General features: G+C 52.2%; 16 protein-coding genes. All 16 read right to left on the bottom strand.

What is annotated here, in order from left to right:
• Positions 1 to 667 precede the first annotated feature (667 nt).
• Positions 668 to 1,492: an alpha/beta hydrolase gene (locus tag CA13_RS04965; RefSeq protein WP_419193948.1), complete on the bottom strand. Its 825-nt coding sequence runs from the start codon at positions 1,490 to 1,492 to the stop codon at positions 668 to 670.
• Between the two features lie 47 nt (positions 1,493 to 1,539).
• Positions 1,540 to 1,722: a hypothetical protein gene (locus tag CA13_RS04960; protein WP_146394871.1), complete on the bottom strand. Its 183-nt coding sequence runs from the start codon at positions 1,720 to 1,722 to the stop codon at positions 1,540 to 1,542.
• A gap of 226 nt (positions 1,723 to 1,948) precedes the next feature.
• Positions 1,949 to 2,875 (bottom strand): hypothetical protein, encoded by a 927-nt coding sequence (locus tag CA13_RS04955; RefSeq protein ID WP_146394870.1) that lies wholly within the window; start codon positions 2,873 to 2,875, stop codon positions 1,949 to 1,951.
• A 63-nt stretch (positions 2,876 to 2,938) separates the two neighbouring features.
• On the bottom strand, positions 2,939 to 3,418 hold the full coding sequence (locus tag CA13_RS04950; protein ID WP_146394869.1) for a hypothetical protein: 480 nt from the start codon (positions 3,416 to 3,418) through the stop codon (positions 2,939 to 2,941).
• 131 nt (positions 3,419 to 3,549) lie between these two features.
• A complete protein-coding gene (locus CA13_RS04945) occupies positions 3,550 to 4,203 on the bottom strand; it encodes a 3-keto-disaccharide hydrolase (protein WP_146394868.1) in 654 nt (217 codons plus the stop codon).
• 234 nt (positions 4,204 to 4,437) lie between these two features.
• Complete coding sequence (locus CA13_RS04940; protein WP_146394867.1) at positions 4,438 to 4,716, bottom strand: hypothetical protein; 279 nt, start codon at positions 4,714 to 4,716, stop codon at positions 4,438 to 4,440.
• Positions 4,717 to 4,902: 186 nt separating this feature from the next.
• A complete protein-coding gene (locus tag CA13_RS04935) occupies positions 4,903 to 5,088 on the bottom strand; it encodes a hypothetical protein (RefSeq protein WP_146394866.1) in 186 nt (61 codons plus the stop codon).
• A 318-nt stretch (positions 5,089 to 5,406) separates the two neighbouring features.
• Positions 5,407 to 6,609, bottom strand: a complete 1,203-nt coding sequence (locus CA13_RS04930; protein ID WP_146394865.1) for an alpha/beta hydrolase fold domain-containing protein — start codon at positions 6,607 to 6,609, stop codon at positions 5,407 to 5,409.
• A complete protein-coding gene (locus CA13_RS04925; protein ID WP_419193947.1) occupies positions 6,599 to 6,925 on the bottom strand; it encodes a hypothetical protein in 327 nt (108 codons plus the stop codon). Before CA13_RS04925 ends, CA13_RS04930 begins: the two co-directional genes overlap by 11 nt.
• A 265-nt stretch (positions 6,926 to 7,190) precedes the next feature.
• The gene (locus CA13_RS04920) at positions 7,191 to 7,682 is read right to left on the bottom strand and encodes a GNAT family N-acetyltransferase (RefSeq protein ID WP_146394863.1); all 492 of its coding nucleotides are present in this window, start codon (positions 7,680 to 7,682) and stop codon (positions 7,191 to 7,193) included.
• A 238-nt stretch (positions 7,683 to 7,920) separates the two neighbouring features.
• Positions 7,921 to 8,484, bottom strand: a complete 564-nt coding sequence (locus tag CA13_RS04915) for a hypothetical protein (RefSeq protein ID WP_146394862.1) — start codon at positions 8,482 to 8,484, stop codon at positions 7,921 to 7,923.
• A gap of 171 nt (positions 8,485 to 8,655) precedes the next feature.
• On the bottom strand, positions 8,656 to 9,117 hold the full coding sequence (locus CA13_RS04910; protein WP_146394861.1) for a hypothetical protein: 462 nt from the start codon (positions 9,115 to 9,117) through the stop codon (positions 8,656 to 8,658).
• Between the two features lie 165 nt (positions 9,118 to 9,282).
• Positions 9,283 to 9,810, bottom strand: coding sequence for a hypothetical protein (locus CA13_RS04905; protein WP_146394860.1), 528 nt, complete (start codon positions 9,808 to 9,810; stop codon positions 9,283 to 9,285).
• Between the two features lie 26 nt (positions 9,811 to 9,836).
• Positions 9,837 to 10,823 (bottom strand): PEP-CTERM sorting domain-containing protein, encoded by a 987-nt coding sequence (locus tag CA13_RS04900; RefSeq protein ID WP_146394859.1) that lies wholly within the window; start codon positions 10,821 to 10,823, stop codon positions 9,837 to 9,839.
• A gap of 737 nt (positions 10,824 to 11,560) precedes the next feature.
• On the bottom strand, positions 11,561 to 11,743 hold the full coding sequence (locus CA13_RS04895; RefSeq protein WP_146394858.1) for a hypothetical protein: 183 nt from the start codon (positions 11,741 to 11,743) through the stop codon (positions 11,561 to 11,563).
• A 25-nt stretch (positions 11,744 to 11,768) separates the two neighbouring features.
• Complete coding sequence (locus CA13_RS04890) at positions 11,769 to 12,152, bottom strand: hypothetical protein (protein WP_146394857.1); 384 nt, start codon at positions 12,150 to 12,152, stop codon at positions 11,769 to 11,771.
• Between the last annotated feature and the right edge of the window lie 90 nt (positions 12,153 to 12,242).

Below are 12,242 nucleotides of genomic sequence, written 5' to 3'. Positions count from 1 at the left end.
GAAGAGTTGAAATGCTATACGTGAAGCGTTTCATAAGATAGTCGACCAACAAAAAGCACGGTGGCGGATACTAAGCATTTCGTGGAATCGCCCTGACTTACCTCTGGTGAAATTGGAGGTTGCCGTTGATATGGATTTAGCAGTCTCGCAACGGAAAAGGCATCGCATAACAAGTGGGCAATCCGCAATCGACATGATTCCTATCCCTAAGTTTGATTGGTTCGGCAAGTCTAATTCTCCATTTCCCGTTTTGACTTTCGATGTGCGTCCGGGCATCGCAATCGGTTAACCGTATGATGTGAAGCCCAGGCACTGTATAAAATTCCAGCAGGGAGAAACAGAAGTATCAGCAAACCTGGCCCACGCCCACCAATCCAATAGGCGGCAAGTGTTGCGCAAACCGCCAAAGCTTGGGCAAACAAAAGGCACCCGCACCCCGATGATACTGCTTGCGATGAATTGCGGTCTGCTTCAGTAGGCGGCTGCAATGGTTTTCCATAAGCAAAGAGGGGGTGACTTGGCAACAAGCGACAGAGTCAAAGCCAGTATGCGATAAAAAGGCAAATCACCAAGCACGAGCTTGAAGCAAGCCATTTTGGAATATGTTCCTAAACACTCCGGTGCATGGCCGAGCTTGATTTGTGTTCCTTCATCGACGTAGAACGTTCTAATTTGACAGGTGTTTTTCACAGAATTCTAACTGGAGACTCAGCCAAGTCTTGCCCTTCTCGTCTGGGGGAAGGCTATTTCGTCCGCCACCAATCGCAACGCAGGGGATGCCCAACTCGCGTGCCTTGTCACGTATCGAGATCGCTGCCAAGGGAGGGTGAATGCGATCACTGTTAGCGGCATTTGAGTAGATAAAGATCGGAGCCTCGCCTTTGTCCATGAATGGCAAGACCGACTCCTTGGTGCCTCGCGGTTGCATGATGCTGACCACGACTGTGGGTCGTGAACTACAGCGGTCCACGGCGTCCTTTGCCGTCAGAACTTGGAAGTCGTCGTGGTAGGCCAAGACTTCGCTGATCAGAGCGCCGGCTGAGACGCCGCCGCAGCACAGCCGTTCCAGGTCGATGTTCCACTGGCGTGCCTTTGACCGGATGAACTGCACGGCGCGGGCGCAGTGGTTCGCGATCTCAAGGTGGTCGATGTGTTCATCGAGAAAAGGATAGTTGCAACTCACCACAGCATAGCCGGCTTTCTGGTAGGTCTGCAGAGTCGAAAATCGATTCTTCTCGAGCTGACTCTTGTCGCCCCCCCGAAACCCGCCGCCGTGGAACCAGACGAATACCGGTGCTGGCCCGTCACGTGCTAACCCGTCACTCTTCAGAGCTGGCCAAAAATCGAGCACGTTGCGCTCATGCTTAGTGTCATACTTGACGTCGCGCTGCGGCTCATTGCCATGGGCGAAGCAGGGCATGAGAAACACGGCCCCGAGAATCAGAAAGGCACGAATATTGGAGGTCACAATCGCAAAGTTTCTAAGTAACACGATGTCTCTTGATCTGAATAACACAATGCCTAGCAACCTAACGTCCCTCATTGGCGAGCGGCGGCATCGGGATAACCCTTTTGTAAACTCGCCCCATGAAACGCCGGTGCAACGTGTGGGTGTGATTGCGGTTGAATTGAAATCCGAAACGCCAAAATCGCCGCTACTGCCAATTTCATCGAGCGAGCGTCATCCGTCTGGCCTTCGGCCCCTTCGGTGACATGGTTCACCGTAATCGAAACATCAGTTTAGCGACGCTTTAACTTGAAAGCAACAAATGACGTTGTCGAAGCAAACAGTGTGTTCAGACAAACGGTCACTAAGTGTTGATGAATAACGTATGGATAGCAGAACGACAATCGCCTCCGCATGCAGCGGTTCGTTGTATGCTTCGGTTGACACACGCTGGCCGCACGCACTCCGTGTTGTCCTGTTTCGATATTCTTTCTCTCTAGCCTACTGATCACGATCAACGCGGAGGATGGGGACGACTCTCTTCTCGTTGACAAAGACGAGGCCCGTCTGCTCTGACAAGTTCGCAAGTACCGTGTCTTGGTCTCGATCATCCCACCCTTCGACATTGATCGAGTTGTACCGCCACTTGCAACGACCTTCGTGTGGGATCGCTACTTCACTCACGATTCGGCGATGGATGAACGATCCGATCTCTCGAACGAATCGATCGAAGGATCCGCTCCCACCACCTCCTGGTCGTTCCGTGTGGACTCGTCCGTAGAGGCGGATTTCATGGCGACCGGAAGTCCGCGTCGGCTGGTACTTACCCCTGACTACAATGACTTCCCTTTCCGCCTGTTCAAGCCTCAGTCTCACCGGTCGTTTGCACTCATCCCGCAGGATCTCTTCGAGTCGTGGCAGGACCTCATTCGTTGGCGAGCCTTCACGGACGATCCAATCACCGTCGATTGTCGAATTCAATAGTTTCGGGTCTCCTTCAATTTCCTCCCGCTCGATCGCGATATCCAGCAGCCTGTCAACGATAAGGGATATCCGCGCCATTCGTTCGTGATCGCCACCGCCCGAACGCGTGTTCCCAGGCCTCCAGCGAATGAACATGACCTGTGGCACCAGCACGTCGCCGTCTCGTCGGTGCATTGCCTGGTGGTATGCCGCTCGACAAGCTGGAAAGGGCGGCGCAATACGTTTCAGGATCTCGCCTTCGCTTAGCGAGGTCATTTGCCACCACTCGCGGACCGCTTCCCGTTCTTCAGCACTCAATTCTCGGACCGGAAGGGGCGCTGCCTTTGGACTCTGTGTATTAAAACGGAGTCGCGAAGCAGTGTCTCCTTTATCGGCAGTTGTGAATCCACACGGCAAGGCGACTGTTAAAGCCACAATGACAATACATCGCAGTCGATTTCGCATGAGTTTTCTCCGTCACTGCGGATATTCTTTGAAAGACAACGGCCGCGCCGGTGCATGGACTTGTCATTCTCCGCTTGACCGCAACATTGAACCGCAAAGCAAATAGTGATTGATCCGTGACTCCCAGTCTTGCATCATTTTGCAATAGTATTCGTCGGTAAAGGATGCAACAAACGCATCGCCCTCAGGTCCGAGGCTCGTATGGCAATACGTAACCGCCGCCACTGATCCGTCCGCGACAGCACTGACTTGAATTGTCAGCCTGCAGGCAGTGATGCCGGGCGTGATCCTGATCATTTCTACGAAGCCGGATTGCGGCTCGTGGCGAGTGATATACCAAACAGCATCGGTTGGCTTAGCGGAGGTGACAAACACGCAATCGGGCTCAGCGACGCCCGAATTAGAGATGACCAGGAGTGGGGCCCAGCCCTCGATCCAGTCAGCCTCTCGTACAGGGCATAGCAAAGGAAATACAGCATCCGGCGGGCCGGCGAGACGTTGATTATAGGTGCGTGAGACTCGGGTAGGCTGGACGACATTCATTTGAACGATCGATGCTTAATGTAGGGAAATGCTTTTTATTACCTGGGCCACCGCGTTTAGCTTGAACCTGCAAACGCGATGTCGGCTCCTGACGGTTCCGCGCGTAGCTAGCCGCCTTGATTGGGTGAGCGTTACGGCAGTCGTTTCATTTGAATGTCCTTGAAATACCAAACGCTGTTTCGGTCGTGCGCCTGAAGTGCGATTGCACCACCCGTTTTTTTGAGTACCCGTCCAGCACGGTTCGGTGGACGTTTCGGATTCGGCGGTTCGGTGTAGTTAATTACCTGCTCGTCGTTTATAAAGACGGCAACGTGATCTCCGTTTACTAAGATACGTATGCTGAACCATTGAGTTTCATCGATGGGTGAGGTCGCTAGATCCACGACTGCGTAGAGGCTGCCCGTTTTGCGATTTTCCGTTTTCGAGCTGTTTAGCTGGACTTCGTAACCATTGGCAAGATGCTTTTTTGCGTTACGGACCTTCATGTCCGTATGGAAAAAGATCCCACCATTTGATTCAGGCTCCGAGCGGGCCACTGCCTTGAGTTCGAAGTTCTTGATCGGTTCGATTCCTGTCTTTCGGTCACCTGTGAAAAAAAGGTGTGCCGCGGTACGACCCGTCGCTTGGACACGAAGCAATCCGTCGACGACCGAGAATGAGTCCGAGGTGTTGTTGGCTTTCCAGCCCGTAAGGTCTGTGCCATTGAACAAACGGCTCCAGCCATCGCACATTGCGGGGCGACCGCTGATTGCAAACAAGAGAATGGTAAATACGATACGTGTCATTTTTGGGTTCTCGGCGGGTAGCGGTTGCTCTCAATGGGGACGGCGATTTGAGTTACCACTTGAAAAAGCCGTATCCAGCACTCCGGTGCACACCATGTTACCCGCTTTTGTTGTACGGTGCCAAAGGTACGGATTCGGACGTGCCCGGGTGTATGCCCGCGTGCCAATCATGATAGCGGCACAAGTTACGATAGCCATCAATTCTCGCAGCAAAAACTTGCGATCAAAAAACACCTATATCACAATTGCCGCAGATAGAACCGCGGTTGCAAAGAAGATTAGGTTGAGTGTCACACCGGTCATCATTGAGTTAGCTTTATCGTATACGGCAATGTCGTCTCGCCCTAACGCGTGATCGATCGGTGAATACGTTGTGGCATAGGGAGTGCGTGCTGAGAACGGCTCGGTCGCAATGGCAACGGGCCATCCAAATTGTCTGGCGCCTCCGTAGCCAGACGAGTAGCCTTTCCCAGGCGTCGGCAAATAGTGAATTCCGTTTTCCAATCGAGGCACGATTCACGTTGCGAAAAACATGCTGCCGACAACTAGCAGCAAAATGGAAAACGTCAATTGTCTAGCCATCTTCTTGCGTATTTGTGCGTGAATGGAGAGTGGGATTATGTTCGGAGTCACCGGGTCAGGAGAGTTCGGCTGCCGCTGGAAACCGGTCGCAAGCTCGACTTCATGTGCACGCGATGATTATGCCATTCGGCCTTGTGAAAAGCCGATGACCTTTTTGCAATGCGGGCAGAAATACATGGTGTGCCTTCCGGAAAAGAGTGGAAAGCCTTTTGACTTGTAGAGGACTTTATCGAGTTCCTTTTCGCAGTGAGGGCAAATGGGGGATTCGTCATTTGCTTCGACTAATTCGATTTTTTGGGTCATTGTCGGTGTCCGCTAATTCAGTCGTACCGCATGCAACGGGTGCCAACGAACGCACTCGCGCAGAAACTTGTGGCGAGCGGATAGCCATAGACCAATGCGTTGATCTGAAGCGTTGTCGCAGGGAATCGGTTCGGTCGGCCACCCGTCCCAATACTCGATTGTTTTCGCTTGCTCTTTCTGTGTTTGTCCAGCGCTTAGTGGACGGATAGGGAGAGGCAAATCGCCGTTTCTTACCACAAGATTCCGGGTGTAAGCGTCAGCAAATGGATCCATGGCGGTTCAATGGCGGCATGACGGTGAGAAATCTGGACAGCGTACTCATTCCATTTGAAATTGCTTTTTCAAGAAGCTAACCGTGTAGTCCCACCTGCGATTGTAGAATGCAAGATCCTCCCTGTTCTCAACGGTAAATACCTCGCAAGGCAATTCCAATTTATCCGCAAGCTTCTTAAGTTCGAGACCAAAAAGGGGATGATGAATGCCATCCATCGCATTCTGCTCTGCGATCTTTGGATCTTTTGACCTCCGATAGAAGAACAGGATTGGCGGATCGTCTGCACTGAAATGGTTGATCGGCGAGCAGTCTTCGATGACTCGATATTTCGCCGCTGCAATTTCGTCAGCATCCTCGATGGTGTATCCAAATAGTTCCTGCAATCCATCGCCCTGCCAAGCATCGCCGGGAATGTGTTGCTTGATCCAGCGGAAGTCGTATGACGTTTGCGCATTGAGCAAGACCAGGGCCGAAACTCGGGTTGACTCATGCATGACGGGGTCGGCGGCCGATGGATCAGCATGGTCTTCACTAAAGCCGAGCCACTGCGCTAAACCGGCACCGGCCGAACCGCCGCCTACGGCGATTCGCGATTTATCAATGTTCCATTTATCGGCATTTCGGCGAATGAATTGAACGGCTCTGGCACAATCTTGGAAACAAGCTGGTGCGATCGCTTGGTGACTCAAGCGATAGTTGAGCGTCACGTAATGGATTCCATTGTTTGTGAAAAAGGTTGAGAACAAGCTTCCTTCTGATTTATCGCCCCTCCTGAATCCTCCGCCATGAATCCATATCATGCACGGTGCAGGTTCCTTGTTTTCCGTGTCGGCTTGGTAGATATCAAAAACATGCCGTTCATGTTCACCGTATCGCACGTTTTGAAAATCCGGTTTGACCTGTGCTCTCGCTCTGCCACGTATGCCTGGTGCGCGCGGACGAGATTCGTCAGGTTGCGTTCTGTTGTCAGCATTTCCGGCAGCTTGTCTAGGCATATTGCCGACTCTTGTCCGGCGTTCTTTCAGCTTCTCTGCTGCCTCTGTCAGAACCAGCACCCCGTCACCATCCCCGTCGAGTTGTTGGAACAACCGATCAGGACCGGTGAACTCGGCTTGTGTCAACTTGCCGTCACCATTTGCGTCGTCATTCTTCATCCGCGTAATAAATCTCGCCGTTTCGTTTTGCGCTGGCAAGACGGAGGGCAGAAGTAGTGCGCCGAGAATCGCGGTTGCTAACCTAGTTGTCATTGTTATTCCTAAAATGAAAATCACCAATCGTTTGGTCGATGACCACGCCGGACGTGGAATCACTTTGCAACCATTGGAGATGCGTTTCTTTGAGTCCAATATCGGTGTCGTCTTGCAAAAACGTGTTGGTCGCGTTGACCGGTATCATCACACAGGCTGCTATCAATGCTGCGTTCAGAAAGTCGCATTGAGAGACAGCAACATAAAGAATAGCCGAATTCCATTCCGTATGTGCGTACAGCGACGCAATTGGAATTGGTTGCTCGAGTCCAACAAATAGCGGCGACGGTGGGCATCTGATCAGGAAAGCCATCATAGCGAATACCGTTACTCCGAATCTCCAAAATCGTCGAGCCGGGAACCTCCATGCAACGCGAGCCACCGTGATCGTCGGCATCGATGCCAAGAATGGTAAAATGATGAAGGGTCCGGCAATCAAGAACAGGAAGAAGGCGGATCGAAATTTAAGTGCTCGAATCAAAAGTGAAGCTACTCCTCACGTCTTTGCCACAAACTCAGCATTCGCATTTCGGTCAGATGAAGTTTCGGGTTATCGGGGACTCTGGTGCATTCGGTGGGTTTCAGCCGAGCTTTTTGTACATGACGTAGGCATCTACGTAGCCCGCATCGGGGTGAGCAAACGCTTCAGGAAGCGTCCCGACGATATCGAACCCTAACTTCTGCCATAGTCTCACGGCCCCGGCATTGGTTGAAACAACAAAATTGTATTGCATCGCCCGGTATCCATCCGCTTCTGCTTGACGTTGCGAGTGCTCACACATCTCGGTCGCGATGCCAAGTCCACGCGCCGCGTTGGAGACAATATAGCCGCAGTTGCAGATATGCGATCCCTGTCCGGGTTGATTCGGCTTGATGTAGTAAGTTCCGAGGATCGCACCCGAATCGTCTACGGTAATATACGTTTTCGCGGGCGTCGACACCCAGATGCGGTATGCCTCTTCCATCGTTGTGTCGCGCGAATAGGGGTATGTGTCGCCAACGCGAAATACTCGTTCGATCACCTTCCATGTTGCAGGCCAGTCAGCATCGACGAGTTGACGAATGTGATGCATTGGGATCAGTAGACTTCAATTGGACGGAATGGATACTCGGCTAAAATGACGCCGTCTGCTATAGCCTACCATGCTTGCGGCACGCGCCAGGGCCGCGCATGATTCTGCGACCACTCTGGCGGAAGTCCGGCCTGTACATTTTTGCATTACGCCAGGAACATCGATCCACGGATCGAAAACATGGCACGAATCGATTTCGTTCGTGAGCGACCTCATGGTGAATTCAGGCATCTCACGTTCAATCGGAGTTGCGTTTGCCGATCGTTACGTTTACCGAAATCTTTGGCCGAGTGTCTTCCGTGGGTAGTGGCGAAATCGCAAACGCATGCGCAAGGTTTACCCATGTTTGGGTAGTGTCAACGCTGTTCTTGGCGTAACGTCGCAGATCTTCCAAACGTTTTTTGCCGTCGTCAGTGGATTGAAGCTTTTTGATATTTTGAGAGTTCAGCTTTGCCGCCGAAGTGCGCTGTAAATTCCATGTTGCTGCGTCTGACAGCGACGATGGATGCTCAAGTAACGCCCATTGCGACGGGCCGAGCTCTCGGATCGTGAATACGGTGACGACATGGGTGACCTTGGTCGTAACAGGAATTCGCTGACCACTGGACGTCTTGCCGTAATCGACACTGCTGCTGATTCGAGTGAAGGCCTTGATGTGGTCCGGGAATTGAACATGATAATCTGTGTCGATTTGAAGAAATGGCAACCCCGATGTATTCGCCGGCGTTTCCGCGCCGCAGGTCGTTGCTGCAGCGATGAGCAAAAATGCGGCGACAAGCAAAAATGGAGCGATAGATCTCATTTCGTGTTTTCCCGTGCGAGCGACCGTGTCGAATAACGGCGAAAATCATTGGACGAGCTCGCAGCAGCGATCGTAGAAAAAGTCGCCGACCAACGATCCGGTACGATGGGTTGTACTGGTGAATTTGCAAGTATCGAACTCATTTTACACGAGATGAAGTCTTCCCGCTCGTCAATCCGAATGGTCGCGCTGGTCATCGGTTGCGGAGTCCTCATCGCGGACAATGGACGCGACACCCGCAGTGCAACCGCCCAAGAATAGACAAATAGCTATCCACATTACGACTAGTCCGGTTGTGGATGGTGCTCGAAATTCAAGCCACAGTCGAAATCGTCCCATCGATAAGAATCGAAAAAGGAACAAAAATGATGTGCTGCAACCGTATAGGAAAGCAGTGGAAGGTAGAGCTCCGGCGCGCGCCAATCGGTAAGCACCGAACATCAAAATACCGAATGCAGGAAAGATCCCCGACCAATTGTCTGAATGACTGGTGGCGGGCATCGTGAACAGAAGCAGGACAAACGCAGCCAAGTAAAACGCAATCCAAGTAAACGGAATCGAACGACCAGCGCGTTCATCCTGCAATTTCGTCAATTGCGAAAGTGGCTCATAGGGGTTTGGTGTCTTGGTCATTGCATCAAGTGAAACGGATTCTCACAGCCAGGGCGACTCGCATCGCCGGACCCAAGAGAAGGCTCAACCATTGTTTGAAACCCCGGTACTCGTCTCCGGTGCATCAAAAAGTTCGCCGCTTGCCATGCCAAGTGCAGAGGACCATAGCCGCCTCGATTCATCCGTCTAGCCAACAGCGACAGTGTAGCCAACAGCGACAGTGGTATACGATCGCGTAAGACCAAGAATATCGCGGTACAAAGGAGGGAAATCAATTAGGATCAGATCGCGATCGCCAAACGGAACACGTTTTGCTTTTCTCGTCGCATGTTTCATTTGCCATGCCCTGCCACGACGCAAATTGCAATCAACGACGCTTGCTTCAATCGTTTCTCGATTCCAGGTAAGCGTTAAAACAGCGGCGTCAAGCTCGATGACGGGGAGTCGCGATTTCGTCCAGCGATTCCGCGTGAAGCACCCAGCGAAATAAACGACCAGCAGCCAGGCTAGCGATAGCGTCAGTCCTGTAATCACCAACACCATCCATTGCACTGACTCCGTGCCGCGACGATAAGGGAGCCATGCGAGTGCAACGCCGAGCGGTACCCAAAGGGCTAGAATTCCGCCGATTACGAGACGCGACCAGAATACCGAAGTGTTCCGCCAACGTGCAACGAGGTCATCTGGGATATGCTCGATGAGCCGGCTTGGCACGCTGGGTATCTCCGAGACGCGACCGTTCACCGGCCACAGACTAGACCGCGTTCGGGTGCCTTCCGGCGAAGACAGATCGCTCCAAACACGAGTGCGAGGCAAAGGAAACTGCCCGGTTCTGGGACTGCGATTGCCATCGGATTCCCGCGATACAGGATATTCAGAGAATCGCTGGTAACGATCAATCCATTTGAACTTCTGCCATTGGATGCTAACTCTTGCCCGAGGAACGCGTTTGTGCCATCAAATTGGATCGTCTGCGGCAACTGAAAACCAAAGTCGTAGTAGAAGGTCGCATTCGACACCTGGTCGGTGATTTCCAAACGTCGGGGTTCCCAAACGTTATCTCCGACACTTTCAACCTCACCTAAGTACTCAACCTCGTAGTTAATAAGGAATGGATTTGACGTGAGGTCGTCCGTTCCGCTGACTGAATTTCGCAGTCCCGCATAACGCCCTTGAACGCCGATTGAATTGGCGTCGTCGTTCGAAAAGGGATAATCACGAAAACCACTGTCGTTCATGTCTGGGAAGAAGCGTATGGTTCCAGCCTGCTCCGACGGTTGGGTTCTGCCCTCGTTCCACGACATGGCGAAACCGTGTTCGATTTTTCCGGCTGGTGTTCGCGAGAAACCGATTCTCGCGATCTCCTGACCGAAACTAAATGTGCCCAAAGTGAACTGAAGCTGGGTTTGGACATTGATACGATCTCCAACTCCAAACGTCATTCCGGGAAACGTGTCGAGGACTCCGGTCGAAAAATGAACGGGGCCGTTGGAGTCTGTTGGCACGCCTATTTGTATCGGATGGATGACGCGGCCCACAGTCGGGTCCACGTCTAAATATCCAGATCCTACCCAACCAGGATTGTCTATCAGTCGACCCGCTTGAATACCCTCACTGGACGTATAGTTGGACTGAATACTAACAATCTCGGTCGCAATTCCGAGTGGTAATGTGAACGGGAAGGCGATCACAAGGAACAAGAATAATCGAGTACACATCCTAAGCATTTTGTTTTCCTAGGTCTTACGACTGTTGTTTCTAAACCACAATGCAGTAGAGGCTTTCACTACCTGAGCGAGCAAAACCTAAATTTGATACTCGCTGATGCGGAAGTGCGCCACAGGTACACGATGAATTCGCTCGGATAACATCCAAAACCACAGGGGATGTGGAAAGACGTAACCCTTTTGTATAGACGGCCCAGCCGTCCTCCGGTTCAATTTAACGTTGTCACGCGGATGCGGGTAAAACACCGCGTTAATCACGATTGCGAAGCAATCGACAAATCACTGCCCGTTCGGCCTTCGGCCCCTGCGGTAACGGGTGACCGCTTCATAAAACAGCATCCGTTTATCAAAACATCACTATAACGACGGTTCAATTGGAAAGCAACAATTACCTTGTCGGAGCAAGCGGTTGCAATGCAGTTCATCAGCAGCGGACAAATTGCAGTGCAACCATCGCTCCTCGCCGACCATCGCATGACCGCTGCCCATGTTGCAGCGTGCCACCGCTTAGGGATATGCCTGTTCTTTCCGCCAGAGAATCTCCAAACCTTGGTGGAATAACGTCCGCCGTCACGGGGAACGGTGAGTAAAGGCAGTCACATGCAAAGGCTCACAATCCGTACTCTGGTGCATGAACTGGTAATCCACTATATGGAATCGTGCGGACGCCACGACCAGCGTCCTGTGACGTTGCCGGTTATGTCCAGGGCGATTACAGCAGGCACTCTATCACCGTTTTATTTGTGTATTGTGAACTCTTGGATCGGCTCATACTTGCCCGCAATGTCATTGTCCGAGGCCAGCATGGTAACAGGCGACATCAGGACACCACGCGTTTCAAACACGGAACGGTACGGTTCAGCGGGGCCGCGCGAGCGACTCTCCACTTCGACAACGTCAACTCGCGGCCTCCGTTGCAACCGATGGTTCCCCGCTTCTTGTTTGTCAGTATGGCGATTCGTATTTCAACCCCGCTAAGCGACGAGGCATTACGGTCGCTTCAGGAATCGCTACCAAACCATACGGCGTTTTTATGTTACGTCCCGGTTCGAGAAAGTGCATTAAGAAGGCAACGCGGATGTCTGCAATCCAGATCTCAGGATGATCCCAGCCATACCGATAGTCCCCAATAACAGAACCGTCATCCAGCGAGAGATAGTGCTCTCCGAACGGTGCCTGTTGGGTCGCGCGATGATCAACCACTGCATCGTATACGATTCCCTTTAAACGTTCGCAGTCGACCGTAGCATCGCGAATCGTCAGATCGACAATGTGGCATGGGTCGGGTGCGGCCACGTCGTGAATGCCGTTGATTGTCACGCTAGTCATAGGGTGGCTTCTGTCGGGTAACGACCGCCATCACCGAGGACGGCCAATGTGGTTTCCATTTGTAAACGCGTCATGCCGTTCTTCGGTGGA

Origin of the sequence: Novipirellula herctigrandis, assembly GCA_007859835.1 — a bacterium.
In the GTDB taxonomy this organism is placed as follows: Bacteria; Planctomycetota; Planctomycetia; order Pirellulales; family Pirellulaceae; genus Novipirellula_A; species Novipirellula_A herctigrandis.
The sequence above is the reverse complement of the archived record's forward strand: the minus strand, read 5'-3'. Positions and strand labels throughout refer to the sequence as shown.

Coding starts and splice junctions, on each gene's coding strand:
- CA13_RS04955 (WP_146394870.1), bottom strand. CDS start 2,875: ATGCGAAATCGACTGCGATGTATTGTCATTGTGGCTTTAACAGTCGCC.
- CA13_RS04950 (WP_146394869.1), bottom strand. CDS start 3,418: ATGAATGTCGTCCAGCCTACCCGAGTCTCACGCACCTATAATCAACGT.
- CA13_RS04945 (WP_146394868.1), bottom strand. CDS start 4,203: ATGACACGTATCGTATTTACCATTCTCTTGTTTGCAATCAGCGGTCGC.
- CA13_RS04935 (WP_146394866.1), bottom strand. CDS start 5,088: ATGACCCAAAAAATCGAATTAGTCGAAGCAAATGACGAATCCCCCATT.
- CA13_RS04930 (WP_146394865.1), bottom strand. CDS start 6,609: ATGACAACTAGGTTAGCAACCGCGATTCTCGGCGCACTACTTCTGCCC.
- CA13_RS04925 (WP_419193947.1), bottom strand. CDS start 6,925: ATGATGGCTTTCCTGATCAGATGCCCACCGTCGCCGCTATTTGTTGGA.
- CA13_RS04920 (WP_146394863.1), bottom strand. CDS start 7,682: ATGCATCACATTCGTCAACTCGTCGATGCTGACTGGCCTGCAACATGG.
- CA13_RS04915 (WP_146394862.1), bottom strand. CDS start 8,484: ATGAGATCTATCGCTCCATTTTTGCTTGTCGCCGCATTTTTGCTCATC.
- CA13_RS04910 (WP_146394861.1), bottom strand. CDS start 9,117: ATGACCAAGACACCAAACCCCTATGAGCCACTTTCGCAATTGACGAAA.
- CA13_RS04900 (WP_146394859.1), bottom strand. CDS start 10,823: ATGCTTAGGATGTGTACTCGATTATTCTTGTTCCTTGTGATCGCCTTC.
- CA13_RS04890 (WP_146394857.1), bottom strand. CDS start 12,152: ATGACTAGCGTGACAATCAACGGCATTCACGACGTGGCCGCACCCGAC.